This window comes from Pseudochelatococcus sp. B33, from assembly GCF_053570585.1.
Window position 1 is genome coordinate 191,398 of record NZ_JBSEFH010000003.1, and the last position, 26,435, is coordinate 217,832.

Sequence of the window (26,435 nt, forward strand, 5' to 3'; positions counted from 1 at the left end):
TGAAGCGACCCGTCCCCTCTCAGAGTTACAGGCGCTTGCAGGACGCGGTCCCCGTCCAGAGGGGCAGTAGCCGGCGGGGGACTCGGCCAGACTGAGCGTGAAGATTTCCAGTAATGGGCAGCCCGGCAATGACAAATTCAGACACAGTTTACGACATGATCGTTGTTGGATCGGGTGCCGGCGGGCTGACCGCTGCTGTGACGGCCGCTCAGGGGGGATTGAAAGTTCTGGTGGTGGAAAAGGCCCCGATCTTTGGCGGAACCACAGCCTATTCCGGCGGCGTGGCCTGGATTCCGTGCAATCATCACATGGCCATGCTGGGTTTCTCCGATACCCGGGAAGCCGCCGCCGATTACCTGAAGGCTGTGCTCGGCAACTTCCATGATGAACGACTGATCGGAAGCTATCTGGAAGCGGCGCCGCGGATGCTGAAGCATCTGGAAGAAACGACTGCTGTCCGCTTTGCCCCGACGGCTCTGCCCGACTATGAATCCGATCTGCCCGGCGCCACGAAGGGGCGCGCCGTCGTTGCGCTGGAATTCGACGGTGCGCGGCTTGGCCCGCATCTGCACCATCTCAGGCGGCCGCTGCAGGTGATGACCGCGCTCTTCGGGATGCAGATCGCGGGGGCCGAGGTCACACCGCTGCGCAAGGCGTTCCGCAGCCGGGCGGGGTTCGTCCACACCGTCAAAATGGTCCTGCGACACGGCTCCGAGCTTTTGCGCCATGGCCGGGGTACGCGACTTGTCGCCGGCAACGCGCTCGCCGGGCGGTTGCTGCGTTCCGCGCTGGATGCCGGCGTTACCCTGTGGCGCGACACGCCTGCGCTGCGCCTGCTGCGGGCGGGCGATGCCGTGACCGGACTGGTCGTCCGGCGGGGTGGAGCAGAGACCGAACTGCACAGCCGCTACGGCGTTGTGCTGGCTTCCGGGGGGTTCGGCGCGAACGAGACCCTGCGGCAGGCGCATTTTCTCCTAGCCGAAGCCCACAGGTCGCTCCAACCCGCAGAAGCACAGGGGGACGGCATCCGCATGGGTGTCGAGGTCGGCGCCGTGCAAGCAGGCAACAATGCCTCCAATGGGATCCTGTCGCCGGTTTCCGTCCTGCGCCACCCGGACGGATCGGAAACGCTGCTGCCGCACGTAGTCATCGACCGCTATATGCCAGGTTCACTCGCCGTGACGCCGGAAGGGCAGCGGTTCGTGAACGAGGCGGGCAGCTATCAGAAATTCGTCCAGGCGATGCAGGCGCAAAAGCTGTCGAAGGTGTTCCTGATTTCCGACCGCAGGTTCCTGCGCCGTTACGGTCTGGGAATGGTGCGGCCTTTTCCCTATCCGGTCGGCAAGTGGATCCGCAACGGCTACCTTTTCGAGGGCCGTACCCTGGCCGAGCTGGCAGAACGGATCGGCGTCCCCGCGGCTGTGCTCGCGCAGACCGTGCAGCGGTTCAACAGCTTTGCGGCAAAAGGCGAAGACCCCGACTTTCATCGTGGTGCCGATGCGCATTCGCGATTCCGGGGAGACCCGGAAAACCAGCCGAACCCCAGCCTCGCCCCGCTGCTCAAGCCGCCCTTTTACGCGATTGCGCTGCATCCGGGCGATCTGAGCACGGTAACGGGGCTTCGAACCGACGAGAAAGCGCGGGTCCTGAGCGCGACCGGCGCGCCCATCCCAAACCTTTATGCCGCAGGGCTGGACATGAATGCCATCACCTACGGCATATATCCGGGTGGCGGTGCCAGCATCGGTCCAGCCATGACCTTCGGTTATCTGGCGGGCAAGACCATTGCCGAACGGCGGAAGGCTGGGCCGGGATATCACCTGGAAGCTGTCAGGGATTATGGATAGGGTCTGGCCGCCGCGTTTCGGACGGGGCGACTTACGGAACCAGAACGATCTTGCCAAAATGTGCGCTGCTGCGCATATGCTCATGCGCGGCCACGGCCTCCGCCAGGGGAAAGACCCGGTCCACCGGCAGCGCCAGCCGGCCGTCTTCGATATCTGCCCACAGATCGCTGCGTGCGAGATCCACGATGGTGCGGATTTCTTCCGGACTGCGCGTCCGGAAAGTGACGCCGATGTAGTCGAGCCGCCGCGCAGCGTGCAGATCGAAGTCAAACTCGGACGTTGTGCCGCCAAGCCGCCCCACGTTCACGATCCGGCCCTGAATGGCGGAGGCTTTCATCAACGCGTTGATGCCGCTGCCCGACACCATATCCACCACCGTATCGGCACCCTTGCCTCCTGTCGCCTCCAGCACCGCAGAAACCCAATCCGGATGCGTGGGATCAAGCGCCAGTGTGGCCCCGAACTCGGTCAGGCGTGCGCGCTTTGCGGGGTTGGTGGAGGTGCCGATGATGACCCGGGCGCCCTTCAGCGCGGCGATCTGCAAGGCCGCCAAGCCGACCGCAGAGCTTGCGCCCTGCACCAGCGCACAGCCGCCCTCGGGCAGTCTTCCTTGGGTGATCAATGCATTATGCGCCGTCATGACCGCCAGCGGAAGCACCGCGTAGCGCACCCAGTCCTGCATGTCCCGGGCCAGCGGAAAACACCGTCCGGCATCAGTCACGGCGAAAGAGGCATAGCCGCCGGTGCCCGAACAGGCGACCTTGTCGCCCACGCGCAGGCTGTCAACCCCTCGCCCCAGCGCCACGACCTCACCTGCCCATTCCATGCCGATCGGCTTGCCGAGCGAGGCCCTGGTCGCCACCCCCGCTCCCCTCGCCGCATTCAGATCGGCGCGGTTGATACCGGCCGCCTTTACCGCGATAAGAACCTGGCCGTCTCCAGGGCGCGGCACGGGGGTTTCTGTCAGGCTCAGACCGGTTTCACTGGAAACCCCGGCTAGCATCTTTTCGGTCATCTGTTTTTCCTTTCCTCCATAGAATGAGACGAGCTCCACCACCGCATTATCGCAGCATCCGTGCCCGGCCATGGACGCCAGCGGCTGCTTGCGAAGCAACGGACCGCGGGCGCTCCGACATCCTTGTGTATATCGACATCGGACCGCAGCGTTTGTCCCCGCAGCAAGCTACGTGATAGGAGGGCGATAGCCGCTAGTGATGAAAGTAAGATCGTGCCTCAAGAAAGTGAGCCGGTATGACGAAAGGCAATCAGCTGGAAGATGCGCAGAACGCGAAAGCTGCGGTGCAGGTTCCCCGGCTTCCCGAGCATGTCAAGTTTTCTCCCGACAGCAGCCTTCCTCACCTCGTGTCGGTGCTCGCGAACCGCGCGAGCCTTGTGCTCTATTCGATGTATAGCAGCCGGTTCGGTCTTTCGGTGATGGGATGGCGCATCATCGCGATCCTCGGCAATCACGCCCCGCTATCGGCAACGACGATCACTGAGATGATCGCCTCCGATCCCGTAACCGTCAGCCGCGCGACAGCTCAGCTCAGCAAGAAGCGGCTGATTCAGCGGCGGATAGACAAATCGGACCGCCGCCGGCAGCTTCTGCGCCTGAGCGACCATGGGATGGAAGTCTATCAGCAGGTCCTGCCGCTTATGTATGCAGTGGAACGGGCTATGCTGTCCGGACTTGACGAAGAGGATCGCGGGCATCTTATGCGAATCATCTCCCGGATTTCGGGGCAGACGGCCACACTTCTGGGACCGGACAGCGACTGGGAAAGGCTGCTCGAGGATTTCGGCTACTCCGATAACGGATAAAGCTAGCACGGCGGCAAGCGAAGCGCCACAAGCACAGGCCGGCAAGCAGCGGTTTCGCGGCGCGCAGGACAGATGCTTTCCTGCATTTGTGTCCAGGCACCAGATACCAAAGAGGATCGGCTTGGCCTGCAGAAAGCGATCCCAGTCTGATCCGGAGAAGGCCGCCCGAGGATATCATCTACATCTCCCTTGATATAATGCGACGGATCTTGCCGAAAACTGCTTCAGAATATCTCTTTATTACATTTAAATAACAATAATTACACCTAAAATAAATCGTATATTAAGAAAACAGAAACAAACATTTGATCCCTATGCTTGCCTGTCGGAATGGCCTCTCTGCCCGTTGTGTGCTGACTCGCTTCCTGTCGCGGCATAGTCTGATATGCCGCGCCGGGATTGCTGTTCCGACAAATCATGCGTGACCTCCAGACGGGTTAGGCGCTCGGGCAAGAGCCGGGAAATCGCGTCGCGCTCCTCGTCGGACATGCGGAACCAGGCGAAAATCTCTGCTGCGGTCCGCCCGCATCCAACGCAATGCCCGGCCTCGCGGTCCTGCCGGCAAATCCGTCGGCAAGGTGTTTGCAGGGGCCGCCCACGCTCATTCATTGCTGTCTCCTCGAAACGCCGACCAGCGGCGGCGGTCAGCGCGCTCGCAGCTCGGCGGGTGTGTATCGCTGCATCAGCCAGCCAAGGCAGACCAGGAACACGGCGGCGGAGTAGAATACCGGCGGCGTACCGAAACCATCGATCACCTGACCGGCGATGTAGACCCCCACCGATTGCGCCAGGAAATACACGGTGGCAAAAAGCGAAACTGCCGAGCCGCGTGCGTCCGGCGCCATCTGCGTGGCCATTGTCTGCAAGGTGTTGTGCAGCATGTAAAAGCCGATCCCCATCACGGCAATGATTGGAACGCAGGTCCAGGCGATTGACGTCAACCCCAGTGCGACGTAGCTGAGCGCCACCAGGATCGAGCCCCAGAACGCCAGCCCCTGCGCCCCAAGCCTGCTGAGCAGCCACTTCGAGCGGCTGACATAGATCAGCCCGCCGACACAATAGGCCGACAGGAACGCTCCGACCGTGGCGAAGTCAAACCCAAAGCGAAAATGTAAACTGGCGCCGACATACGTCAGTGCCCCAAACATCGCGAAGGCCTCGATAGCCACCATCAGAAGCACGAAGCGGACGGTCGAGCGCTCCGCCAAGCGGGCGAAGGCTTCGAAAGAGTCGCGCAGACTCGCGGTGCCGGGGGATCCGGCCCGGCCGATGGCCGGAGAGCGGATCAGCTCTATATACATGCCTGCCACCGCTAGCAGGTAGCTCATCCCGATGAGCATGAAGGCGGACCGCCAGCCGAAATATTCACCCATCACTCCTCCGCCGATCTGACCTGCAAGCAGTCCGAGGATCTGCGCGGACATGAATCGCGCCAGGATCGGCTGTCGCTCCGCATGATCGATGACGTCGCCGATCCAGGCCAGCGCCAGCGGCACGATCGCCGCAGCCATGACCCCTGATGCCAGCCGCGCGATAATGATATCGTGAAGTGATGTGCTGCCCGCACAGGCAAAGGTCGTGACCGCCGAGCCGATGGAAGCCAGGAGAATGATCCGGTACTTGCCAAACTTGTCTCCGACCGGGCCGTAAAACACCTGAAAGAATCCATATGAGAAGGCATAGACAGTCGCGACAATCGCGACAGACCCAATGGAGACGCCGAATTCCAGCGCCATCTGCGGCAGGATCGCATCCATGATTCGGGTCGTGCCCGCCGCCGAGAATGACGCCATGGCCAAAAAGAAGATGGCGCGGCCGTGGGATGGGGCTCTCCGCGAGGCCATCTCTGCGGTTTCGGGCGTGGACGTGGTCATACTGGATTCCTTCATGTCTCGAGCCCGGATGCTAGACGCGCTGTGCTTTGTTCTCGTCCCTCCGGCCAGTGACACCGCCCGACAATGCTTTTCCTCAGTGCGCAGAGGACCGACGGGGCTCCCCGGCTTCGCACCGCATAGCACTGCGACCCGCTGGTCCCCTTGCTGGAGGACGCGGCCGCACGCCAAATGGAGAAGCTTGCCCGCATTCTGTGAAGGACGAGATGAAGATGACGCTTTCCTGCGAAGACTATCGGGACATCACCGATCTGATCCATCGCTACGCCCTTGCAGCGTCGGATTGCGACCCCGACGCCTGGGCCGCGCTCTTCCATGAAGAGGCGGTCTGGGAACGCAAACAGGCGGCAGCAGGCACCAGATACGATCAGACCGTGCGGATCAGCGGCAGCCGAGATCTGCGCCAGTTCGCGGCTGACAATCTGAAGCCCGAGGCGCGCGAAATCTATATGGTAACGAATTGTGTTGTCGAAGGCAGCGGCGACGAGGCGCGTGCCCGCTCCACGGTGCTCGTCTACACGCTTACGACCACCCCGCCTTCGGTGTTCCTTGTGGTCAATTTCGAGGACAGCTTCGCCCGCACGCCTCAGGGCTGGCGGTTTACCTATCGCGGCGTCTCGCTGCTGAACGGCTGACCCGGCGGCGGCCCGCCCCAGGAACGGAATGCCGGAAGAACCGTCAGAGCGGCCGGAACTTCTGCACCATGAGCGACTGCGAGAAGCCGCCGTCGCATTCGATCTCCTGCGCCGTGATGTAGGACGCCATCGGAGACGACAGGTAGACGATCAGATCGGCAATTTCCGGAGCCTTGCCCATGCGGCCGAGCGGTGTCTGCCGTTCGCGCTGAGTCCTAGTCTCTGCGCTCATGTTGCTCAGCAACAACGGCGTCAGAACCGAACCCGGGCTGACCACGTTGACGCGAATGCCATCGCTCGCCCATTCGACGGCCATGGTCTTCGTCAAATGGATCAGCGCAGCCTTGCTCACACCGTAAGGGCCGCCACCGGGATAAGCACGGCCGCCCGCCAGCGAGGCGACGTTGACGATCGACGGGGCATCGCTTTTACGCAGGAGCGGCAGGCAACCCCGCGCCAGCAGCAGCGCCCCTTCCACGTTGACTTCGAAGGACTTGCGCCACTGCCCCATCGGGCAGGTCTCGAGCGACGCCGGCTGAATGATCCCCGCAGCGTTCACGAGCAGATCAAGCCCGCCGAACCTATCGGAAAGCAAGACTGTCATGGTCTCGATATCCGCGGTCCGCGCCACATCCATGCCGCAGGCGAGCGCCTTGCCGCCTCTTTCGATTATCGCGTCGCAGACGCGCTGCGCCGCTTCTTCGTTCTTGTCCGCCACCAGCACGTGCACGCCGTTCGCGGCGAAGGTATGCGCAACCGCCTCGCCGATGCCGCTGCCTCCGCCAGCGACGGCGGCAATCAGGCCGGTCAGGGGCGATGATCGGGCCCAGTCCCGCACCCGTTCATCGATATCTGGCAGCACGATCATGGCTCACTCCTATCCGGTTCAGGAACATCTGGACTCGCCCGCGCCGCATGATTTCACGAGAAAAACCCCTGCGTTGTCCCCGTCCGATGGTGCAGCGTCGGGCAGGGCTGGGCTCATAAGTCTGGGGCAACGAAGTTCGCCTGCCTGCCTTTCGGGAAGCCGGGCGTACCGCATGCCCTGCACGAAACGTGGCTTCGGCAAGCCCGGTCCCGGGGCAGGCAGTCACACGATGCGAGGAATTCGGACCATGCAGCACCCTGCCCCGACGGGGCCCCTAAGCGGCCTGAAGATACTGGAGATCGGCCACTACATCGCGGCGCCCTTCGCGACGCGCGTTCTGGCCGATCTCGGCGCCGACGTGATCAAGATCGAACCTCCCTCCGGCGACCCGGTCAGGAAATGGGGTGCGGTGGTCGGCGACGACAGTCTCTGGTGGTCGGTGCATGGCCGCAACAAGCGGTCGGTAACACTGAACCTGAAGGCGCCCGAGGCCCGGGACGTGCTCCGGCGGATCGTCTCGGGCTGCGACGCGCTGATCGAGAACTTTCGGCCCGGGCAGCTTGCCCGCTACGGACTGGGCGACGACGAACTGCGCGCGATCAATCCCGGACTGGTGATCGGTCATATCTCGGGCTTCGGCCAGAACGGACCTTATCGGGACAAGGCCGCGTTCGGCGTGATCGGTGAAGCGATCGGCGGATTGCGCTACCTCTCCAACCACCCCGCTGGGACGACGGATCTGCCGCCTGTGCGGGTCGGGGTCAGCATCGGGGATTCTCTGGCCGGGCTCTACGCCGCCCTCGGCGTCATCTCCGCCATCTGGCAACGCGATGCCGCGGGCGGGCAAGACAAGGCCCGGACCGTGGACGTGGCGCTGTCGGAGGCCGTGTTGAGCATGATGGAGGGCATGCTTCCGGAATACGGGCATCTCGGCAAGATCAAACAGCCCACGGGCTCACGCATTGCGACCGCCGCACCTTCCAGTGCCTATCCCACATCGGATGGCGGCTGGATATTGATCGCTGCCAATTCCGAACCGTTGTTCCAACGCCTGTGCGGCCTGATGGGACGCCCGGAACTGCCGCAGGACCCGCGCTTCGTCGACAATCCCACACGGGTCGCCAATGCCGAGGCGCTGGACGAGATCATTCGTCAGTGGACCTCGGGGCTGGAAGCCAGGACCTTGCTGGGGCTGCTGCAGGAAGCCGACGTGCCGTCCAGCAAGGTCTACACTGCCGAAGATTGCGCGACCGATCCGCAATTCCTCGTGCGTGGAATGGTGCGGCGGGTCCATGACGAGACGCTCGGCTTCGATGTTACGCATCCCGGCATCGTGCCCCATATCGCCGAAGATCCGGGAACCGTCCGGTGGAGCGGGCCGCGGATCGGCCAGCACACGGACGAGATTCTGACAGAGATGGGATTCAGCGAAGCTGAAATCACCCATTATCGGCAAAAGGAGGTGATCTGATGTCCGGCGATGCCGTTACCCTGGTCGAGGTCGGTCCCCGTGACGGCTTTCAGGGCATCCACGATTTCATTCCGACCGTGCAGAAAAAAGCCTTCGTGATGGACCTCGCTGCTGCCGGGCTGAAGCACATCGAAATCGGCTCCTTTGTGAGCCCGCGCGCGCTGCCGCAAATGTCGGATATAGCGGAGCTTCTGGCCGCCTGCGACGCCCTGCCCGAAGTCGTGCCCCGGGTTCTGGTGCCCAACGAGAAATACGCCCTGCACGCGCTGGAGAGCGGCGTGCGCTTCCCGGTCTTCGTGCTGTCGGTGTCGAACTCGCACAATATGAACAACGTGCGCCGCCGGACCGAGGAGTCGGTCGAGGAGTACCTGCGCATCGTCGAGGCCCTGCCTGGGGAGGCGGATCTGCGGCTCGATCTCTCGACCGTCTTCGACTGCCCCTTCGAAGGCCGCATGTCCGAAGAGGCGGTCTTTCGCCTGCTCGAGCAACTGGTGCCGGCAAAACCCGACGCAGAAATCTGTCTTTGCGACACAACCGGCAAGGCCGTGCCGGATCAGGTCGCCGCGGTCTTTGCCGAGGCGCAGCGCATGTTCCCCGAGAGTTCCCGCTGGGTCATGCACGCGCATGACACCTACGGACTTGGTCTGGCCAATGTCTACGCTGCCTATCAGGCCGGCGTCCGGCTGATCGACGCCTCGTTTTCCGGGCTGGGCGGCTGTCCCTTTGCCCCGGGCGCGACCGGCAACGTCGCTACGGAGGATGTGGTCTGGATGTGTGATCGCATGGGGATCGACACCGGCGTGTCGCTGGAGCGCCTCATCCCGGTCTCGCAGCGCGGCGCGATGATCCCCGGTGGGCTCACGGGTGGACGCGTGCGCCATGCACTCGCTGCCGCTCGTGCGAGAGAAATGCCGTGATCCCGGGGCGCAGCGCCACAGACATATCCCGTGGTCCCGTTCTTCAGGCCAAGACGCGGTCGCACCCGGCGGCGCGACGCTCGGAGCGCAATCTGTAACATGTAGGGCACTCCGGCCTTCGGCGCGGCTCAGGCTAATGCGCGAAGCATGTCCCGCAATTCGCGCTTCACCACCTTGCCGTAGTTGTTCTTGGGCAGGCTGTCCAGAAATACGTATTTCTTGGGGCGCTTGAAACGGGCGATCTCCCTGACGCAAAGCGCGTCAAGCGCGGTCTCGGTGATCTCATATCCTGTCGCCGGCACGACCACCGCGACGACGATCTCGCCCCATTCCGGATCCGGCAAGCCGATCACCGACACCTCCCCCGCTGCCTCGTGGGTCAGCAGAACTTCCTCCACCTCGCGGGGGTAGACATTGGCGCCGCCGGTCACGATCATGTCCTTGATGCGATCGCGCAGGGTCAGCAAGCCCCTGTCGCTGAAGCTGCCCATGTCCCCGGTCCTCAGCCAGCCGTCAACCAGCGTCCTGCACGTCGCCTCGGGATCATTCCAGTAGCCCTGCATCACCATATCGCCCCGCACGACAATCTCGCCGATTTCGCCTGGGGGCAGTTCGGCCCCGGCCTCGTCGATGATCCGCACCTCGGCGCCCATGCGCGGCCACCCGACCGAGGCGAGGATTTCGTCATCCGCTTCGACGAAATCGGCGCGGCGCAGTCCGGTGATGGTCATCGGAGATTCCCCCAGTCCGTAAATCTGGGTAAAGACCGGACCGAAACAGTTCAGGGAGCGGCGTATTTCCTCCAGATACATCGGCCCACCACCATAGATGATGGTCTTCAGGTTGGCCGGCCTGCGGCCAGTCTCCTCGCTGCGCAGCCGCAGCCGCTGGACCATGGTCGGCGCGAAGAATGCGCAGCAACCGGGGTGAATGCCGCTGAGATCGAGGAACTCGTCAGGCTGGAACCCGCCGCTGTCGGGGATCACCTGCCGCGCGCCGCGGGAAATGTAAGGGGGAATGTAAAGGCCCGAGCCATGCGACATCGGAGCGGCGTGGATCAGGCTGGAGTTCGGATCGGGATCGTCGATATCGGCCAGATGCGACATGGTCATCGTCATCAGGTTGCGGTGCGACAGCCGCGCCCCCTTCGACCGGCCGGTGGTGCCGCTGGTGAAGAAGAGCCAGGCGATCCGGTCGGGATCCGACGGTGGCTCCTCTGTCAGCTCTTCGGTCAGAAGCGCCTCGTAGGCATCGCTGCCGATCTCGACCAACCGGACAGGGCTCTGCGCCCCGGCAAGGACCTGCGACAGCGGGGCCATATGCTTGGCAGACGTGAAGACGGCCCTCGCTCCCGCATCGCCCAGAATGACCGAAACCTCTTTTTCGTGGAGCTTGCCATTGATGGGGGTTGCCACCATGCCCGCCGCCCAGATCCCGAAGAACAGCTCCACATATTGCGGGCAGTTCTCGGAGAAAATCGCAATTCGGTCGCCTTCGACATAATCCCTACGCAGCGCATGCGCGATCTTCGCGGCCCGGCTACGCAGCTCCGCAAAGGTCAGAACCAGCCTGTCGCCGCGATAGACCGCCCCACGGTCGGGCAGACGCAATGCAGTCGCATGCAGGAGGGCAAATAGATTCATGGGGGTGTTCCCTAACTCGACCGAAAAATGCTTGGGGTGTAGAAAAATGCTGGGGATGTAGGAGGTCGAATCTGTACAGTTTTCCAGAGACTTGGCGGAAATATCCGGCCTTTGCCGCAGTTCGGTTTCCAGCCGCCAGCCTTCAGCGATCAAACTGCAGGAATTGTGACATTGTTCGCTGCACTGTAGCACCTCCCAAGTATCGGCAATTGATAAGTTGACCGTCGCAGCCTGACCCCAAGCATAATCCGCTCATGAATAATCCGCTCATGCAGTTCAGGCGTCGACGAAAAGTTCGTCCGGATGCGGCGCCATGCGGCATCGGGATAATGCTCACCAGGCTCGGTTGATGGCTTCCGCAAGTGCCTCCGCCTCCCGGCCCTGGCCAACAATTTCGACCGCCTCCGGCATACCGTCCGGGGACGGCAGGACATCCCGCAACCGGGTTGGAAGTCCAAGCTCTGCCACCAATTCGGCCACGCACGTCGACAAAGGCCACTCGGGATGCCCCAGCGCCGCGGCAAGCGGGCCCGCCCGGTCCGATCCGTCCCGCCCGAAGACGGACAGCATGTGCGGCAGCAGCGCCCCCGTGACGGTGGCGGCCTCGGCCCCCGCACGGAGTCCTGCCTGTCGCACGATCCTCTCGCTCAGTGCCGTCTGGTCGCCCATGGCCGCCACCATTCCCGAAAGCCATGCGCCTTCCTGACTGATTTGGCGGGCGATCAGATCCTCGGGCGCGTGACGGCAGGCCCGCAGTCCCTCCGACAGAAGCCCGATGCTCCGCAAGCAGGCTGCGCTGGCCAAGGGCTGCAGATGCGGCGCGGGGAGCCACGCCTCGATGGCGCGGCCAAGCGCGCCAATGCCCGAGGCCAGCCAGAGCGACACAGGCGTCCGGAGCGTCACCCGCGGCTCCAGCAGAACGATATCCGGCGCAAGATCCGTATGGGCAATCTTCTGGAAACACTGCGCATTTTCATCCAGAACCCAGGCGACAGGGGTAAATTCCGCGCCTGACAAGGTGGTGGGGACGGCAACCATATACGGCCGCGGCGCCGCAGCGGTGGTCGTCGTGCGCAGCCGCTCGAAGTCGGCGACAGAGGCGACATTGTTCGTCAGGCAGACGCGTGCCGCCTTGGCGGCGTCGATGACCGATCCTCCGCCCACGACCACCATGGCCTCGGTCCCGCGATGCCGCAACGCCTGCACGATGCGGAGCACATCCGCCCGCGGGGCGTTCCGCCGCACGTCGCCCACCGTGATCTCGTTGCGCTCTCCCAGCAAAGCGGCCGAGGCGGCACCAACCCCGTCCGCACCGGAGGCGGCTGCGTCGAAGACGAGCACCGTCTGATTGGCCCAGAGCTCGCTCAGCGCGGTGGGCAGTGTCTCGGCGATCGGCGCGCCGTAGAGGACAGTCTGACGGGCCGGTGGCCAGAAGCGGTCCGTCACGAGGGTTCGAGACAAATTCTGCTGATCGTTCATTGCCCAAGCTCCACCCACAGTGAGTCCGGCACGCGGAAGGCGAAGGCGCGGGCATAGGACGGCTCTGCGTCCTCGCCCAGCCGCATGTCGGGGAAAGCGCCTAGCAGCTCTTCCAGCAGGACCTGCATTTCAAGCCGTGCCAACGGCGCGCCGAGGCAGCTATGGATTCCGTTGCCGAAGGTCAGATGCCGACGGCTGTTCTTGCGGTCCAGCCGGAACCTGTCGGGCTCTTCGAACACCTCAGGATCGCGGTTGGCCGCTGCGAAGGAGATCACCAGCGGCGATCCCACGGGAAGTGCGACTCCGCCCAGTTCCGCGGGCTCCGTGACCCGCCGGCGCCAGTTGGCCACCGCCCCGTAAAGCCGCAGCCCCTCCTCGATGGCGTTGCCGATCCGATCGGGATCGCGTCCCAGCCCGGCCCAGAGTCCGGGTTCCGTCAGAAGCGCACGAAGGGTGTTCGTCATCTGGCTCGTCGTCGTCTCATGCCCTGCGAAGAGCAGGCCGAAAGCCACGGAGGTCAGTTCATTGAGGGTGATTTCGTTGTCATCGCCCCCGCGGATCTTCAGAAGGTTGCCGATGAAGTCGCGGCCCGGATTACGCTGCCGTTCGGCCACCAAGGCCACCACAAAGTGCCAGAACTCCAGCAGATTCTGCGACGCCTGCATCTGTGCCGCGAAGCTGGGGCGGGAAAAGCTGAGGAGCATCCGGTCGGCGGCCCAGGCCTTCACCCGCGCAGTGTCGGACTCCGGAATGTCGAGCAGCCGGAAGATGACGTGGGCGGGAAGATCGTAGGTCAGCTCACGTAGCAGATCGACCCTGCCCCGCCCCCTGAGCCGGTCGATCGCGGCCCGTGCCAGTGCGCGGATGTCGCCTTCCAGCGCCTTGAAATGGCGCATCGTCATGGCCTGAGAGACGACCCGCCGGATTCGCGTGTGCCGCGGCGGGTCGCAATTGACCTGCACACCTTCCAGCGCATACCCGCCCTCCTGAAGGCAGCGCAACGCCTCGACGGGAATCGGGGTTATGGGGGTGTTCACATTCGCCGCAGAAAACCGTGCTGGATCGTGCAGGACAGCCAGCACATCCGAATATCGGGTCACCACCCAATATTCCAGCTCGGGGCTGAAAAACACCGGTTCGGACTCGCGGGCGTACGACAGCAACTCATACATGAGCCGGTGATCGAAAGGGTCCCAGTCATGCCCGATACTCCCGGCGGGACATGCAACAGGCGGTGTCTCCCAGACTTTCGCGAGATCGCTCATGTAATTCTCTGTTCTGCCCAACACTGAGGATAGGACCGCCTGCCGAAGCTCCTGTCCCCCGCCGGCGTGACATTGGGGGATCATGCGGAAAGCCGGACGGCGCAGAACCGAAAAGCTCTGAACCATGTCGCGCGAACTCAGTCCCGCGGTGCGAGCGTCAGCTTGTCGTTTTCGATGGTCAGAACCACCGCGCCGTAATGGGGATCGCGGTCGTCGTCATCCATCGTCCAGGTTCCGTCGCCGAGGATCGTCGGAATGTCGCGCAGCGCGGTCAGCGCATCACGGACAGCTTCGCGTGTAGGATTGGGGCCGGCGCGCTTGATCGCCTCCACGGCCAGATCGGCCAAGGCGAAACCCATCGCCGCCCAGTTGTCCGGTTGGGTGCCGTACTTCGCCGTGTAGCTTTCCACGAACTCGGCATTGCCGGGATTGTCAGCACCCGCAAACCAGTCCGCCAGCACGATAGACCCTTCGGCAGCGCCGCCCGCCACTTCAATGAACGCCGGTGCCGCAAAGGTCGACGGGCCAACGAATTTCACGTCCATGGGTATACCGGCCTGCCGCGCCTGCAGCACGAAGTTGCCGCCAACCTCCGCCGGGGCGGCAATGAAGAAGGCGTCGATGTTCTCCGAGGCGAGCTTGGTCGCAAGCGCGAGGAAATCGGTGTCGGACGCAAGGATCCCGTCTTCGGAGCTAATTTCGATCCCGTGTTCCAAGACCCCTTTCTTGAAGGCGTCCTTCTGCGCAACGAAGCCATCGTTGGCACGGTCGTAAATCAACGCGACCCTCTTCGCCTGCAGCAGGTTTGCGGTGTAGTCCGACAGCGTGCTCAGCATATCGTCGCCAACCTGCTGGACCTTGAACGACCAGGGCCCCGCCTGAAGGATTCCGCGTGACGAGCCGATGCCGAACAGGACGGCGCCGTGCTGGTTGGCCACGGGTGCCCCTGCTGTCGCTTCCAGGCTGGTGGTAGGGCCCAATATCATCAGTACATTGTCGGACTGCGTCATGCGGCTGACCAACGTGATGGTCTGGCCTTTCTCGCTGGCCGAATCGCCTTCGACGATCTCCAGGGTCAGGTCGCCCAGCTCGCCGCGTTCCATCGCCTGCTCGATGGCCAGCCTCATGCCATTGTGGATCGGCACCCCGCCGAAGGCGTAAGCCCCAGTCAGAGCGTTGATGATTCCGATCCGGGCTGTTTCCGCCTGCGCGGCCGCAGTCATTGACAGCGCTATTGCGGCGGCAGAAAAGTATTTTACCAGTCTTATTCCTGACATTTCTCCCCTCCCTGAAATAAATTATGACAGATCATGGACAAGGATTTTCGCCATGTCACAAGCGATCAGGCAATTTCCTTCGTCCGACCGAAATAGTGGTCTGCAACCAGCGGGTCGTCCGCCAAATCCGAGGCCTTGCCCGTCATCACGACACGGCCCTGTTCCAGCACGGCAGCCCTGTGGGCCGTCTGCAGCGCAAGGCGCGCATTCTGCTCGACCAGGAAGATGGTCAGGCCCTCGCGGCTGAGCCGGCGCAGCGCCTGGAAGACCTCGCCCACGACGACCGGCGCAAGACCGAGGCTGGGCTCGTCAAGCAGCAGCAGGCGCGGCCTGCCCATGAGCGCCCGGCCGATGGCCAGCATCTGCTGCTGACCGCCCGAAAGCGTGCCCGAAATCTGGTAGCGCCGTTGGGCGAGAATCGGAAACAGCTCGTAGACGTGGTCGATTTCGTCGCGCCCGCCCGCCCGGTCCGCCGCGGCGATCCGCCCCAGTTCCAGGTTCTCCAGCACCGACAGCGGCGCCACAACCTGTCGGCCCTCGGGCACCTGCAGCAGCCCCGACCGCGCGATCCGGAAGGCGGGTCGGCCCAGAATCTCGCAGTCCAGGAACCGGACGCTGCCGGATTGCGCCGCCACCACGCCGCAGATCGCGTTGAGCAGGGTCGACTTGCCCGCGCCGTTCGGACCGATCAAGGCGAAGATCTCGCCCTCGGATACGTCCAGCGAGACGGACTTCAGCGCCTGGATCCCGCTGTAGGAGACGCAAAGGTCGGAGACATGCAGCATTCTCAGCTCCCCAGATACGCTTCGACGACGCGCGGGTCGGAAACGACAGCATCGGGCGCGCCCTCGGCGATGAGCCGGCCCGAGGCCAGCACGTAGACCTGGGCGCAGAGCCGGCGCACGAAGCGCATGTTATGCTCGATCAGCAGGATGCCCACGCCGCGGCGGGCGACCGCCTCAAAGATCTCGGCCAGCGCATAGGCTTCTGCGTCGTTCATCCCGGCCACCGGTTCGTCGAGCAGCAGCACTTTGGGATGCATGGCAAGCGCGCGCATCATCTCGATACGTCGCTGATGGCCATAGGATAGGCTGCCCGCGGGATGCCGGGCGAAGTCGATCATGCCGAATTCTTCCAGGAGCTCTTTCGCCTGCGCCTCGAGCTTGCGGTTTTCACGATAGACCGACGGTGCCCACAGCAGGTTGGCGAAAAGCGTCGTCGTCTCGTGCCTGTGAAAGCCCGAAACCACGTTTTCCAGAACCGTGGAATGGGGCAGCAACCGGATATTCTGGAAGGTCCGCGCCACCCCGAGATGCGCCAGAGTTTGCGCGTCGGCGGTGGTGACCTCCTGCCCCTCCATCCGGATCGTCCCCCGGCTGACGCGCAGCAAGCCCATGATCATATTCACCACGGTGGTCTTTCCGGCGCCATTGGGCCCGATCAGCCCCGTGATCTGCCCTTTCGGCACTGACAGCGACAACTCCTGCACTGCGGGAAGCCCGCCGAAATCCTTGCCGATACGGTCGAGTTCAAGTCCGTTCATGCCGAGATCCGCTCCTTTTCCCGCCACGTCCTCCGGTTCTCGCGCACCACTTTCTTTTGCGAAAGCTGCTGGCTGCGCAGCCGGCCCAGCATCGTGTCCACGATACCGTGCGGCAGGAATATAATTGACAGCATCAGCACCGCGCCCTGCAGGACAGCCCGGTATTCTTGAAACCCACGCAGAAGCTCCGGCAGGATGGTCAGCACGATTGCACCGAGGATGGGACCAAAGACCGACACGCGACCGCCCAGCACGACCATAGCCAGCACGATGGTCACCAGATGGAAGCCGTATTCGGTGGGCACGATGGAATAGCTCGAATAGGCATGCATCGCGCCCGCCAGAGCGCCGATAGCGCCGGACAGGACGAAGGCGATCCGGTGGTGCCTGGTCACAGAGATTCCCAAGGACACGGCAACCGTCTCGTCTTCGCGGATGATGTCAAAGCTGCGCCCGAGGCTCGACTTCCCCATGACGATGAGTACGTAGCCCACGACCAGTACGGCGATAAACATTTCGGTCAGATGCACCGCGCGGGGTATGCCATTGATCCCGAGCGCGCCACCGGTCATCGTTGTCCAGTTCAGCGCGACCGACAGGAAGATCTGTACCAAGGCGATGGTGGCAAGCGCCTGAAAGACACCGCGCAGGCGCGCCAGCGGCACCGCGACAAGCGCGCCGAAGGCCGCGCCGCCGAGCGTGGCCAGGACTATTCCGAAAATCGGATCAACGCCGTAGCTCACCGACAGGATGGCCGCGGCATAGGCGCCGAAGCCGGCGAAGGCTGCGGTCCCGAGCGAGAACACACCTGCACGCAGAACGACGTACTGGCTGAAGGCCAGAAGAACATTAAACAGCGCGAACTCGAACAGCGGGGCATAACTCTTCAGGAAAATCATGTGCGCGAAACCCTTACCGCGGTGCTCATGGTTCCGAACAGACCGGTAGGCCGGACCAGAAGGATGATGAAGAGAAGCGAGAATACGACGATCTCAGCAACTCCGGCGGAGACGTAGGAGATCGTCAGCGTCTGGATTATCCCAATGAACAGCCCTGCGATAAGCGCGCCGGGAATGCTGCCGAGACCGCCCAGGATTATCACGACGAAGGCGCGCATCAGGAATGGTTCTCCCATCATGAAATGAACCGTGTTGAAGGCCAGCCCGATCAGCACACCTGCGATTCCGGCGAGCGCCCCCGACAGGAAGAAGACTTGGAAGTTGATCGAAGTCGGATTGATGCCGAGCAGCTTCGAGGTCCGCTCGGAATATGCGACGGCCCGGACCTGCCGGCCGTAAGAGGTGCGGAAAAGATACCAGAACAGCCCCACGACCATCAGCACGACGATGCCCATGATGACGAGTTGCAGAAGCTGCACGCGCACCCCGAAGATCTCGAAGATTCTGATGGGGAAGGTGTCGAAGGGGAAGCGAAAGACCTTGGTTTGCGTGTATTCCTGCGCCAGCGCCAGCAGGATCAGATTGGCGCCGATCGACGATACGATGGCCGAAAACTCCGGCGCGCCGCGCCGTCGCAGCGGCCGGAACGCCACATAGTCGAGCAGGACCGACAGTACCCCGCCCGTCAGGGCGCCTACGACAAGGGCCACGCCGAACGGCATGTCCAGTTGCGTCACGATCATGAGCGCGGCGATCGCACCCCACATGAACACCGAGCCGTGGGCCATATTCATGATGTGGTTCACGCCGAACAACAACGTGAAGCCGAGCGCGAAAAGCCCGTAGACGCTTCCCACGACGACTCCGTTCACAAGCTGTTGAGCCAGCAAATCTCCCCTCCCCCTTTACGGCCACCCTTGCTCCAGACCGGCCAGGTGCGGCACTCTTGCTGCCAATGTGTGGGGTTTCTTCTTCCAGGGATGCCCCTCAACAGAGGGACGCAGGGCATATGGCTTTGGGCTTCTATCACCACGGTGTGTGCCCAGGGCTGGCCAAACCCGAAATGAGGATCCCCATGATCTACGAAATGCGGCAATACCTGATCGACCGCGGCCGGATGCAGGACAATCGCGCCCGGGTGACGCGCCATCTTCCCGCGCTCTTCGAGGCCCATGGCATCCGTGCCGTCGGCCGTTGGGAGGTGCTCGCAGGTCCGCGTTTCCCCATGTACTGCTACCTCATGGCATGGGAGAGTATGGCCGAGCGACAGACATGCTGGGGCCGCTTCTACGCCGACAGCGAGTGGACGCGCGTCCGCGCCAAGACCAACAACGGCAGCGAGCTCGTCCAGGCCAACACGCAATTTTTTCTCACCCCGCGCGCGCTGCCGCCCGCATCGCGGGCGACTGTGACAGGGCCAGAACGGATCTATCAGATGCTGATCCTTCGCACCGCCATCGGCCGAGCGGCGGAGCTGTCCGCATTTCTGGATGACACTTACATCCCCTGCGCCGAAACCGCGGGAGCGAACGTCGTCGGCGTGTTGGATGTGTTGAGCGGGTACGAAGCGCCGTCGCTCGCCATCCTGCTGCGCTGGCCTGATATAGCGGCCTGGAAGCAGGGTTGGCGCCGGTTTGACGAGCATCCCGCCATGATCGGCGCCCAGGCCGACCAGAGGGCGCAGCTTGGCGAGACCCTGCTGCAGCGCGCCGACGCATTCATCATGGAGCCCGTAGTCGGCAGCGCCCCGACGGAGCGTCTCTGACTGCGGCCCGCCCCCGGCGAAGGACGGCCTTATCCTGCACCAGCCCGAGTTTTTTGGAACACCTTCGCTCTCCCCCGGTCGACCCCCTGGATCAGACCGGTTGGACTGCTGCTAGCGGGGTAGGCCCCGACCTCGATCAGAGCGACGAGGAAAGCAAAGACGATGATGCGGTCAGCCTTTCGACCGGCTATGCGAAGACGAATTCGGAGCTTGCTCTCGGCCGTTTGCACCTCGACGATATGGATGCGAAAGAAGCAGACCGGATAGTTCCTCACCTTTTTCTTCCGCTGTTCGTCACCATGCGCGTCTGGCAGGCGCGCATGAGAGGGGGATCGTCCCACACAACGGGGACTATCCGGCACCTGAAAGGCAAGTAAACTTATCCGGGAACCAGAACGCGAGGAAGCGACATGACACTCACCGATATAGTCCGTGGTCGGGAAGTCCCGACACTCGATGTCGATCCCTATTCCGACACTGCTGTCGAAGATCCCTACAGCTTTTACGAGACGCTCCGTGAAGCCGCTCCGGTGGTCTATATCCCCAAATACGACTGCTACGCCGTAGGCCGCTACGAAGAGACGGCACGTGTCGCATCGGACTACGAATGCTTCACCTCCACCGGCGGCATCGGCCTGACCGATATCCGCAAACCAGGCCACCTTCGGCCGCGCAGCCCGATCACAGAGGTGGACCCTCCCGAACATACCGCCGCGCGCAAGGCGCTGATGCGGATCATGTCTCCCAAGGTGCTGCGCGATTGGCGGGAAGTGCTCACCACCGAAGGCGAAGCCCTGGCCGAAAAGCTCATCCAGCAGGGCGAGTTCGACGGTGTTCGCGACGTGGCCGAAGCCTTTGTCCTGACAGTTATCCCGCGTCTTGTCGGCCTCGATATCCCGGCCGAGAATCTGATCATCACGGGCGAACTTAACTTCAACCAGATGGGTCCTGCCAACGAACGTCTGAAACAATCGGTCGAGCGGGCGGAACCCTATATGGAATGGTACAATCATGCCTTGAAGCGTGAGAACATGCTTCCCGGCGGTTTCGGCGAGCAGATCTATCTGGCCGAGGATGCTGGCGAGTTCCCACCGGGCACTGCATCGCTCCATGTCCGCTCCTTCTTCCGTGCGGGGGTCGACACCACGATCGCGAGCATCGAATACACGCTCAAGCATCTGGCCCAGAATCCCGAAGCCTATCAAAAGATCCACGAGGACCCGACGAAGATCAAAGGCGCCTTCGAGGAGGCCCTTCGGCTGGATTCCCCGGTCATGGTGCTTTGGCGCGTCGTGAAGAACGACATGGAGCTTAGCGGCTACGCGCTCGAAGGTGATAAAAAGATCGGCTATTTCATGGGCGCTGCCAACCGGGATCCCCGCAAGTGGTCCAATCCCGACACTTTCGACATCGAGCGCAAGACCGCCGGGGTCCATCTGGCCTTCGGACACGGCATCCACACCTGTGTGGCGCAAATGATCGCCCGCATGGAGGCAGAATGCGCACTGGGCCCGCTGGCCCGCAAGGCGCGTAAACTGGAGCTGACCGCGGCACCGACGATCCGCTATGTGAACACGCTTCGCACGCTGGACGCGCTTCCGCTGCGCGCCACTCCCACCTGATCGGACCGCCGCCACACTTCAATTCAAAGGGAGGAAAATCCGTGTGGGTATCGACCAGTTTCTACATTCGCAAACCGGACATGACCCGGCAAGAGTTCTCCGACTATTGGCGCGACGTTCACGGCCCGCTGATCGCCAATAATCCCAAAATCTCACGCTATATTCGCCGCTACGTGCAACACCACCTGGCGCCGAACGAAAGCGTGCCGGGAGTGATCGAGCTGGCATTCGACGGCTTCTCCGAGGTCTGGTTCGGCTCGATGGAAGACCGTTCGCACATGTTCGACGAGCCGGATTTCCGCAACATCATCATTCCGGACGAGGCGAACTTTATCGACCTGTCGAAGACGCGCACGTCGATGTCGGACCAGCCGGTCCTGCAGATCGGTGACCGGATCCTGAACCAGCCTGCGTTCGGGCGCGTCACGGCGTCCTGAGCAACCGCCTCAAAAGACGAAGAAGGTTAACCATGAGCAATAATCGACGCATCGCCCTGATCACCGGAGGGGCCAGTGGGCTGGGCTTGGCCACCGCCACGAAACTCGCCGAGCAGGGTATTTCTGTCGCCATTGCGGATCTGGACGGCGACAAAGCCGGAGCGGCGGCGCATTCGCTGCCCGGCGGCCCGCATATGGGGTTGGCGATGGACGTCTCGAACGAAGCGGCGGTTGAGGCGGGTTTCACTGCCGCCGAGACAGAGCTTGGTCCCATCGCGGTCTTCGCCAATTTCGCCGGCGTGCTTCGCATGGGAAACGGCACCGGCGCGCTGACGGAGCTGGAGCTGGACGAATGGGAGAAGATCTATGCCGTCAACGCCCGCGGTTCGTTCCTGGGCGTCAGAGAAATGGCCCGGCGCCGGACGAAAACTCCCGTTGAGCATGGCCGGATCATCCTGGTTTCGTCCAGCAACGCGCAGATGGGCGGCTATCAGGGCACCGCAGCCTACTGCTCGTCCAAAGGCGCAGTTCTGTCGCTGATGAAGATCGCAGCGCGCGAGCTGGCGCCGCTGGGGATCACCGTCAACGCCATTGCACCGGGTGCGATCGACACACCGATGCTACGCTCCGCAACCAGGGAGCGGACCGACGCCGATGTGGCCTATTCCGGGATAGAGCGCATTCCGCTGCGCCGCGTCGGCCGCCCGGAAGAGATCGCAGCGGCAGCAGCCTTCCTTGCTTCAATCGACGGCGGCTATGTGACCGGCTCCACCATCGATGTAAACGGCGGGATCCGCATGCAATAAACTGGAAAACCGGAGCGCGCCCCGGCGGGCACCTACCGGCTTTACGGCGAAATGGGAGAGATCCAATGATCGAGTTTTATTTCTGGATGTCGGCGAACGCCTACAAGGTGGCGATGTTCCTCGAAGAGACCGGGCTGCCCTATCGCGGGATTCCGGTGGATGTCTCCCGAGGTCAACAATACGGCGAGGAGTTCTCGCGGATTGCGCCGAACAACAAGATCCCGCTGATCGTGGACACGGCTCCCGCCGACGGCGGGGAGCCGATCACCATTTTCGAATCCGGCGCGATCCTTTGGTATCTTGCCGAAAAACAGAACGCCTTTCTGCCCTCGGATGCGCGAGGCCGAATTGCCGCGCAGCAATGGCTGTTCTGGCAGGTTGGCGGCCTTGGCCCCATGGGCGGACAGGCAATTCATTTCCGCAACTTCGCCCCTGTGCAGATCGACTATGCGATCACCCGCTATCAGACCGAAGTGATACGTCTTGTCGGCGTGCTGGACAAGCAGCTCGCCTCCACCGGCTATGTGCTTGACGACTACTCCATTGTCGATATGGCCTGCTATCCTTGGATCGTGGCGCATCTGCGGCGAGAGCAGCTCGACCTGACGCCTTACAAGAACGTCCTCGACTGGAAGAACAGGATCGCAGAGCGGCCGCGCACCCAGCAAGCCTACGTCAATGTCTCGAAGGTCATCGAGGGACCGCTGCCGAAGAGTTTCAGCGATTACAGCGAAGACGCGCGCCGCATCCTTTTTGGCAACCATGCGGTCCCCTGACCGCCAGACAGGATTTATCGTCCGATAAGCACGTCACGATCCCGCAGAGGTCGTGGCGCCGCCATTGCTGGTACGATCGCCTCGCCAAAGATGCGTTTGGATCGCTTCTGGACCGGTCCCCGACTCAGCGATGAGCGTCGAACCCGCCCTCGAAAGCCCTCATGAATTGCAACGGATTGGCGTATTCTTTCATCGTGCGGATCTTCCCATCGTCGATGTGGAAGACGCAGACATACTCGTTCTCGTAGATGCGCTTGGTCTCGCCCACAAGACTGCGGGCATGCGCTTCAATGATCACCACCCCGGATGCCTCGGTCTCGTGGATGGCGTCGATCCAGAAGACATGGTCGCTACGGTTTTTGAACGCTGTCCGATAGTGCTCCATGATCTCCTCCCGGCCCTCGAAGGCCGGCGTGACGAACTTGCCGAATCCTTCGGGCGGAAACGGAATGATGTTCACTCCGTCCTCGTGCCAGATCCGCTCGAATGCATCGAGATCCCGTTTCATCAACAACGTGAAATAGCTGAGAGCAATGTTGACCGCTTCGCTGGTAGAGTGGACCTCGTCTGCACGCGCCATGTTATCCTCCCTTGGTTGCTAACTGTGCATGCCTATCGCTGATAGCGCGCCCCTGCACAGGGCCTGGAGCGGGTCGCATAGTTGTTGAAGCAGGGTCCGTTTCGCCGCCCCCGAGCGGACATCCAGCACAACATTGCCCAACGTCCGGCCCCCTTCGACCGCCTCGATGATGGTGTCGAGCGTGAAGCACACACCGATTGTATGCTTGAGCCTCGCGTTTTTCTTCCGACTTCATCACATAGACCCCGAAGAACTTGATCTCGAGCGAGCGCAGCGGCAGGATCGCAAAAGGCAGGCGCCGCCCCGAGCGTTCCCGCTTCGTCTGGACACAAACGTTGCCTCAAGGACATAGCAACACGGGCCGCAGGAAAGGTCCCTTGCGATGGGGACCGAGCCCTCACTATGGTCGGGCGGGCGGTGCCCGTCACGCAGGAGAGGGACAAATCCCCCGGCTGCCGGATGCGAAAACATGGGCATCAGTCTGATCGAGGAACGACCCATGACAATGGTAGCGATGAGAGTCCACGAAAATGGCGGCCCCGAAGTGATCGTGCTGGAGGAAATCACAGTCCCAACGCCGGGCGCCGGCGAAGTGCTCGTGCTCCACAAGGCCATCGGCGTGAACTATTCCGACATCAACGTGCGGCGCGGCGGTTTCTATACGAAGATCCATTCCGGTCTAGCCCATGAATTTCCTCTCATCCTCGGCAACGAAGCCGCAGGCGTGATCGAGATGGTGGGAACCGGCGTGCGGGATTTCCGAATCGGGGACCGGGTGGCCTACGCCGGCATGCATGGCGAGTTCTTTGAGCAGACCGGCGCCTATTGCGCGCAGCGCGCCGTGCCGGAGGACCGGCTTGTCCGTGTTCCCGACGCGATCAGCTTCGAGCAGGCCGCGGCCATCCTGCTGAAGGGCAGCACAGCCTCGCTGATCATCAATCGGCTTTACCGACCGGCGGCCGGCGATACGGTGCTGATCCATGCGGCCGCCTCGGGCGTGGGCTCGCTGCTGTGCCAGTGGGCCTCGCATCTGGGGGCACGGGTGATCGGCACGGTGGGCTCCGCCGCAAAGGCGGACATCGCCCGACACAACGGCTGCGAGCACGTCATCCTCTATCGCGAGACCGACTTCACCCAGGCGGTACGCGCGCTCGTGCCCCAGGGACTGACAGCCGTTCTGGATGGCGTGGGCAAGGATACGTTCGAACCGTCGCTCGCCCTGCTGGGCCACTTCGGCAAGGCGATCAATTACGGCAACGCTTCCGGGCCGGTCGCACCTCTGGACATCCAGGCGCTTGCAAGACGCTCGCTGTCCGTCGCGCGCGCCGGGGTGCAAGGCCACATCCACAGCGCCGAGGCCCTGAGGGAAGTGGCGGATGAGCTCTTTGCGTTGGTGGCGTTGGGGGCGCTGCGGCCGCATATCTCTGAAACCTTCGCGCTGAAGGATGCGGCAGAGGCGCATCGCAGGCTCGAAAGCGGCAGCGTCGCCGGGACGGTCCTGCTCATCCCCTGAAGTCCGGCCCACACCCATGCGAGAGCGGCCAAAACCGCGAATCTCTCCCTACCAAAACCGGGGTAAAATGTCCGAGGATCGACGGCCCTCCATATCAAAATGACATTGAATATCTTTATTATATCATATAACTATCTGTTATTTTTAAAGAAATTATTATTTTCATATATCAATAATATCATATTGCAATAATTCTGACTTTCCATCATCATGCGTGAAAGCGCAAAAAAGCGCGGTCATTCGTGGGAGGAAAAACGATGACACTTGTCGCCAACGTCGCGGCCGATCATGCAGAAGCGGGTAGGCAGGTCGATCTTGCTCAAATTATCCAGGACATCGGCGAAGAAGAGTTCTTTTCCAGCCTTTTCAATGCATTGAACAAACTGCTTGGGGTCGATTACCTGGCCTGCTACAGGCACAGCGACCACCAACTTCAGGAAATCTCGAGCGAGACGACCGCCTCGGCGCTGATCCCGAGACCGATCATGTGCCAGCTTCAGAACGTGAGGCGGTATCTGATGCAAGCCGATCAACTGCCACGCTTCGCTGTGGTCAATCTGCTCGCGGCCGAGACGGTCAAAGGCTTCACGCCGCCCAGCTTCTCGGAAGTTCTGATCTTTACCAAGAGGGGAGCCGAACGTTTCTGCATCCGTGTCTTGCGCCACAACCGGCGCCCACCCTTGTCACGCAGCCTGCTCGGCGAGATGGAGGAACGTTTCTCGATCCTGCTGACGATGCTAGCCAAGCACATCAACCTGGCCCGCCAGAAAACTGACCTGACGCCGGCGCTTGCCTCCGGCAAGATGATCGAAGATTGCCTGCTCAATGCAACAGATCTTTCGCGCCGCGAAAGCGAGGTCTGCTCGCGCATTCTTCTGGGCGCCACGACCTGTGAGATCGCCGAGGAACTGGGGATCGGCAAGGAAAGCGTTATGACATATCGCAAGCGGGCCTACCGCCGTCTGAGCATTTCAAGCCAGCGCGAACTTCTTGTCTGGTATATCGAGGTCTGGACGAACTGGAGCGCGGAACAGACGCTGCAGCGCCGGACCTGCCGGCGGTTCGCATCGCACTGACCGCCAGCCAATCGCGGCCGGCCAAATGGACCTCGCTTGCCACAATGGTGGGGTTGGCGAGACGTTGCCAGAGATCGGGACACTCGCCAAAGGCGATCTATCCGATCGGCAGCACCAGGTGATCCAGACATAGAAATTCGGACCCAGATGGATCTCTCGGATCGCGCGTTGAAGGCGCGAACGCTCGCCAGGGCGATCATCAGGCCGCCAAGAGGCTGAGAAGCCGCACAACGTCGGCGAAAGCTCCGCCAGTTCATCCAGATGCGAGGACAGAAGCGACAAGCACAAGGTGGATCGCGAAAC

The 26,435-nt window shown here is 62.4% G+C and carries 25 protein-coding genes; 12 read left to right on the forward strand and 13 right to left on the reverse strand.

Annotation, left to right across the window (positions count from 1 at the left end):
• Window positions 1–128 precede the first annotated feature (128 nt).
• A complete protein-coding gene (locus ACUSIJ_RS04470) occupies window positions 129–1,847 on the forward strand; it encodes an FAD-dependent oxidoreductase (RefSeq protein WP_449307163.1) in 1,719 nt (572 codons plus the stop codon).
• 31 nt (window positions 1,848–1,878) lie between these two features.
• Here ACUSIJ_RS04470 and ACUSIJ_RS04475 read toward each other — a convergent pair whose 3' ends face one another.
• Window positions 1,879–2,862, reverse strand: coding sequence for a quinone oxidoreductase family protein (locus tag ACUSIJ_RS04475; protein WP_449307164.1), 984 nt, complete (start codon window positions 2,860–2,862; stop codon window positions 1,879–1,881).
• Window positions 2,863–3,098: 236 nt separating this feature from the next.
• Between ACUSIJ_RS04475 and ACUSIJ_RS04480 the strand changes: the two genes are divergently transcribed.
• Window positions 3,099–3,668, forward strand: a complete 570-nt coding sequence (locus tag ACUSIJ_RS04480; protein ID WP_449307165.1) for a MarR family winged helix-turn-helix transcriptional regulator — start codon at window positions 3,099–3,101, stop codon at window positions 3,666–3,668.
• Window positions 3,669–3,980: 312 nt separating this feature from the next.
• Here the strand turns inward: ACUSIJ_RS04480 and ACUSIJ_RS04485 are convergent, their stop codons facing one another.
• Both ACUSIJ_RS04485 and ACUSIJ_RS04490 read right to left on the reverse strand, forming a co-directional pair.
• Window positions 3,981–4,277: a DUF1289 domain-containing protein gene (locus tag ACUSIJ_RS04485; RefSeq protein WP_449307166.1), complete on the reverse strand. Its 297-nt coding sequence runs from the start codon at window positions 4,275–4,277 to the stop codon at window positions 3,981–3,983.
• Window positions 4,278–4,312: 35 nt separating this feature from the next.
• Window positions 4,313–5,542 carry an MFS transporter gene (locus tag ACUSIJ_RS04490; protein WP_449307167.1) on the reverse strand — a complete coding sequence of 410 codons (1,230 nt, stop codon included), beginning with the start codon at window positions 5,540–5,542 and terminating at the stop codon, window positions 4,313–4,315.
• Window positions 5,543–5,772: 230 nt separating this feature from the next.
• On the opposite strand from ACUSIJ_RS04490, the gene ACUSIJ_RS04495 reads away from it, so the two are divergent.
• Window positions 5,773–6,195: a nuclear transport factor 2 family protein gene (locus ACUSIJ_RS04495; protein ID WP_449307168.1), complete on the forward strand. Its 423-nt coding sequence runs from the start codon at window positions 5,773–5,775 to the stop codon at window positions 6,193–6,195.
• Between the two features lie 43 nt (window positions 6,196–6,238).
• On the opposite strand, the gene ACUSIJ_RS04500 is transcribed toward ACUSIJ_RS04495, so the two are convergent.
• A complete protein-coding gene (locus tag ACUSIJ_RS04500; RefSeq protein WP_449307169.1) occupies window positions 6,239–7,063 on the reverse strand; it encodes an SDR family NAD(P)-dependent oxidoreductase in 825 nt (274 codons plus the stop codon).
• A gap of 172 nt (window positions 7,064–7,235) precedes the next feature.
• Here ACUSIJ_RS04500 and ACUSIJ_RS04505 point away from each other — a divergent pair, with 172 nt between their 5' ends.
• Both ACUSIJ_RS04505 and ACUSIJ_RS04510 read left to right on the forward strand, forming a co-directional pair.
• Window positions 7,236–8,534, forward strand: coding sequence for a CaiB/BaiF CoA transferase family protein (locus tag ACUSIJ_RS04505; protein WP_449307170.1), 1,299 nt, complete (start codon window positions 7,236–7,238; stop codon window positions 8,532–8,534).
• Entirely contained in the window at window positions 8,534–9,451 is a 918-nt protein-coding gene (locus tag ACUSIJ_RS04510) for a hydroxymethylglutaryl-CoA lyase (RefSeq protein WP_449307171.1), read from the forward strand. The genes ACUSIJ_RS04505 and ACUSIJ_RS04510 overlap by 1 nt, the downstream gene beginning before the upstream one ends.
• 128 nt (window positions 9,452–9,579) lie before the next feature.
• Here the strand turns inward: ACUSIJ_RS04510 and ACUSIJ_RS04515 are convergent, their stop codons facing one another.
• From ACUSIJ_RS04515 to ACUSIJ_RS04550, 8 genes are all read right to left on the reverse strand, one after another.
• Window positions 9,580–11,247 (reverse strand): AMP-binding protein, encoded by a 1,668-nt coding sequence (locus tag ACUSIJ_RS04515; protein ID WP_449307172.1) that lies wholly within the window; start codon window positions 11,245–11,247, stop codon window positions 9,580–9,582.
• A gap of 180 nt (window positions 11,248–11,427) precedes the next feature.
• The gene (locus tag ACUSIJ_RS04520; RefSeq protein WP_449307173.1) at window positions 11,428–12,573 is read right to left on the reverse strand and encodes an iron-containing alcohol dehydrogenase; all 1,146 of its coding nucleotides are present in this window, start codon (window positions 12,571–12,573) and stop codon (window positions 11,428–11,430) included.
• Window positions 12,570–13,838 (reverse strand): cytochrome P450, encoded by a 1,269-nt coding sequence (locus ACUSIJ_RS04525; RefSeq protein ID WP_449307174.1) that lies wholly within the window; start codon window positions 13,836–13,838, stop codon window positions 12,570–12,572. Before ACUSIJ_RS04525 ends, ACUSIJ_RS04520 begins: the two co-directional genes overlap by 4 nt.
• Before the next feature lie 137 nt (window positions 13,839–13,975).
• Window positions 13,976–15,115, reverse strand: a complete 1,140-nt coding sequence (locus tag ACUSIJ_RS04530; protein ID WP_449307175.1) for an ABC transporter substrate-binding protein — start codon at window positions 15,113–15,115, stop codon at window positions 13,976–13,978.
• A gap of 65 nt (window positions 15,116–15,180) precedes the next feature.
• The gene (locus tag ACUSIJ_RS04535; RefSeq protein ID WP_449307176.1) at window positions 15,181–15,900 is read right to left on the reverse strand and encodes an ABC transporter ATP-binding protein; all 720 of its coding nucleotides are present in this window, start codon (window positions 15,898–15,900) and stop codon (window positions 15,181–15,183) included.
• A gap of 2 nt (window positions 15,901–15,902) precedes the next feature.
• Entirely contained in the window at window positions 15,903–16,658 is a 756-nt protein-coding gene (locus ACUSIJ_RS04540) for an ABC transporter ATP-binding protein (RefSeq protein WP_449307177.1), read from the reverse strand.
• Window positions 16,655–17,557: a branched-chain amino acid ABC transporter permease gene (locus ACUSIJ_RS04545; protein ID WP_449307178.1), complete on the reverse strand. Its 903-nt coding sequence runs from the start codon at window positions 17,555–17,557 to the stop codon at window positions 16,655–16,657. Before ACUSIJ_RS04545 ends, ACUSIJ_RS04540 begins: the two co-directional genes overlap by 4 nt.
• The gene (locus ACUSIJ_RS04550) at window positions 17,554–18,429 is read right to left on the reverse strand and encodes a branched-chain amino acid ABC transporter permease (protein ID WP_449307283.1); all 876 of its coding nucleotides are present in this window, start codon (window positions 18,427–18,429) and stop codon (window positions 17,554–17,556) included. Before ACUSIJ_RS04550 ends, ACUSIJ_RS04545 begins: the two co-directional genes overlap by 4 nt.
• A 137-nt stretch (window positions 18,430–18,566) precedes the next feature.
• On the opposite strand from ACUSIJ_RS04550, the gene ACUSIJ_RS04555 reads away from it, so the two are divergent.
• The 5 genes from ACUSIJ_RS04555 (at window position 18,567) to ACUSIJ_RS04575 (ending at window position 22,963) form a co-directional block, all read left to right on the forward strand.
• On the forward strand, window positions 18,567–19,322 hold the full coding sequence (locus ACUSIJ_RS04555; RefSeq protein WP_449307179.1) for an NIPSNAP family protein: 756 nt from the start codon (window positions 18,567–18,569) through the stop codon (window positions 19,320–19,322).
• Window positions 19,323–19,732: 410 nt separating this feature from the next.
• Entirely contained in the window at window positions 19,733–20,944 is a 1,212-nt protein-coding gene (locus ACUSIJ_RS04560; RefSeq protein WP_449307180.1) for a cytochrome P450, read from the forward strand.
• 41 nt (window positions 20,945–20,985) lie between these two features.
• Window positions 20,986–21,381: an EthD domain-containing protein gene (locus ACUSIJ_RS04565; protein ID WP_449307181.1), complete on the forward strand. Its 396-nt coding sequence runs from the start codon at window positions 20,986–20,988 to the stop codon at window positions 21,379–21,381.
• A gap of 32 nt (window positions 21,382–21,413) precedes the next feature.
• Window positions 21,414–22,187, forward strand: coding sequence for an SDR family NAD(P)-dependent oxidoreductase (locus tag ACUSIJ_RS04570; protein ID WP_449307182.1), 774 nt, complete (start codon window positions 21,414–21,416; stop codon window positions 22,185–22,187).
• A gap of 65 nt (window positions 22,188–22,252) precedes the next feature.
• On the forward strand, window positions 22,253–22,963 hold the full coding sequence (locus tag ACUSIJ_RS04575; RefSeq protein WP_449307183.1) for a glutathione S-transferase N-terminal domain-containing protein: 711 nt from the start codon (window positions 22,253–22,255) through the stop codon (window positions 22,961–22,963).
• Window positions 22,964–23,087: 124 nt separating this feature from the next.
• Here ACUSIJ_RS04575 and ACUSIJ_RS04580 read toward each other — a convergent pair whose 3' ends face one another.
• Window positions 23,088–23,543, reverse strand: coding sequence for a nuclear transport factor 2 family protein (locus ACUSIJ_RS04580; protein ID WP_449307184.1), 456 nt, complete (start codon window positions 23,541–23,543; stop codon window positions 23,088–23,090).
• 469 nt (window positions 23,544–24,012) lie between these two features.
• Between ACUSIJ_RS04580 and ACUSIJ_RS04585 the strand changes: the two genes are divergently transcribed.
• Complete coding sequence (locus ACUSIJ_RS04585) at window positions 24,013–25,056, forward strand: quinone oxidoreductase family protein (RefSeq protein ID WP_449307185.1); 1,044 nt, start codon at window positions 24,013–24,015, stop codon at window positions 25,054–25,056.
• A 257-nt stretch (window positions 25,057–25,313) separates the two neighbouring features.
• Entirely contained in the window at window positions 25,314–26,132 is an 819-nt protein-coding gene (locus tag ACUSIJ_RS04590; RefSeq protein ID WP_449307186.1) for a response regulator transcription factor, read from the forward strand.
• Window positions 26,133–26,435 lie beyond the last annotated feature (303 nt).

Bases quoted from the DNA above. Each gene is read 5' to 3' on its own strand.
- ACUSIJ_RS04470 (WP_449307163.1), top strand. From the start codon at position 129: ATGACAAATTCAGACACAGTTTACGACATGATCGTTGTTGGATCGGGT.
- ACUSIJ_RS04475 (WP_449307164.1), bottom strand. From the start codon at position 2,862: ATGACCGAAAAGATGCTAGCCGGGGTTTCCAGTGAAACCGGTCTGAGC.
- ACUSIJ_RS04480 (WP_449307165.1), top strand. From the start codon at position 3,099: ATGACGAAAGGCAATCAGCTGGAAGATGCGCAGAACGCGAAAGCTGCG.
- ACUSIJ_RS04485 (WP_449307166.1), bottom strand. From the start codon at position 4,277: ATGAATGAGCGTGGGCGGCCCCTGCAAACACCTTGCCGACGGATTTGC.
- ACUSIJ_RS04490 (WP_449307167.1), bottom strand. From the start codon at position 5,542: ATGACCACGTCCACGCCCGAAACCGCAGAGATGGCCTCGCGGAGAGCC.
- ACUSIJ_RS04495 (WP_449307168.1), top strand. From the start codon at position 5,773: ATGACGCTTTCCTGCGAAGACTATCGGGACATCACCGATCTGATCCAT.
- ACUSIJ_RS04500 (WP_449307169.1), bottom strand. From the start codon at position 7,063: ATGATCGTGCTGCCAGATATCGATGAACGGGTGCGGGACTGGGCCCGA.
- ACUSIJ_RS04505 (WP_449307170.1), top strand. From the start codon at position 7,236: ATGCCCTGCACGAAACGTGGCTTCGGCAAGCCCGGTCCCGGGGCAGGC.
- ACUSIJ_RS04510 (WP_449307171.1), top strand. From the start codon at position 8,534: ATGTCCGGCGATGCCGTTACCCTGGTCGAGGTCGGTCCCCGTGACGGC.
- ACUSIJ_RS04520 (WP_449307173.1), bottom strand. From the start codon at position 12,573: ATGAACGATCAGCAGAATTTGTCTCGAACCCTCGTGACGGACCGCTTC.
- ACUSIJ_RS04525 (WP_449307174.1), bottom strand. From the start codon at position 13,838: ATGAGCGATCTCGCGAAAGTCTGGGAGACACCGCCTGTTGCATGTCCC.
- ACUSIJ_RS04530 (WP_449307175.1), bottom strand. From the start codon at position 15,115: ATGTCAGGAATAAGACTGGTAAAATACTTTTCTGCCGCCGCAATAGCG.
- ACUSIJ_RS04535 (WP_449307176.1), bottom strand. From the start codon at position 15,900: ATGCTGCATGTCTCCGACCTTTGCGTCTCCTACAGCGGGATCCAGGCG.
- ACUSIJ_RS04540 (WP_449307177.1), bottom strand. From the start codon at position 16,658: ATGAACGGACTTGAACTCGACCGTATCGGCAAGGATTTCGGCGGGCTT.
- ACUSIJ_RS04545 (WP_449307178.1), bottom strand. From the start codon at position 17,557: ATGATTTTCCTGAAGAGTTATGCCCCGCTGTTCGAGTTCGCGCTGTTT.
- ACUSIJ_RS04555 (WP_449307179.1), top strand. From the start codon at position 18,567: ATGGCTTTGGGCTTCTATCACCACGGTGTGTGCCCAGGGCTGGCCAAA.
- ACUSIJ_RS04560 (WP_449307180.1), top strand. From the start codon at position 19,733: ATGACACTCACCGATATAGTCCGTGGTCGGGAAGTCCCGACACTCGAT.
- ACUSIJ_RS04570 (WP_449307182.1), top strand. From the start codon at position 21,414: ATGAGCAATAATCGACGCATCGCCCTGATCACCGGAGGGGCCAGTGGG.
- ACUSIJ_RS04575 (WP_449307183.1), top strand. From the start codon at position 22,253: ATGATCGAGTTTTATTTCTGGATGTCGGCGAACGCCTACAAGGTGGCG.
- ACUSIJ_RS04580 (WP_449307184.1), bottom strand. From the start codon at position 23,543: ATGGCGCGTGCAGACGAGGTCCACTCTACCAGCGAAGCGGTCAACATT.
- ACUSIJ_RS04585 (WP_449307185.1), top strand. From the start codon at position 24,013: ATGGGCATCAGTCTGATCGAGGAACGACCCATGACAATGGTAGCGATG.
- ACUSIJ_RS04590 (WP_449307186.1), top strand. From the start codon at position 25,314: ATGACACTTGTCGCCAACGTCGCGGCCGATCATGCAGAAGCGGGTAGG.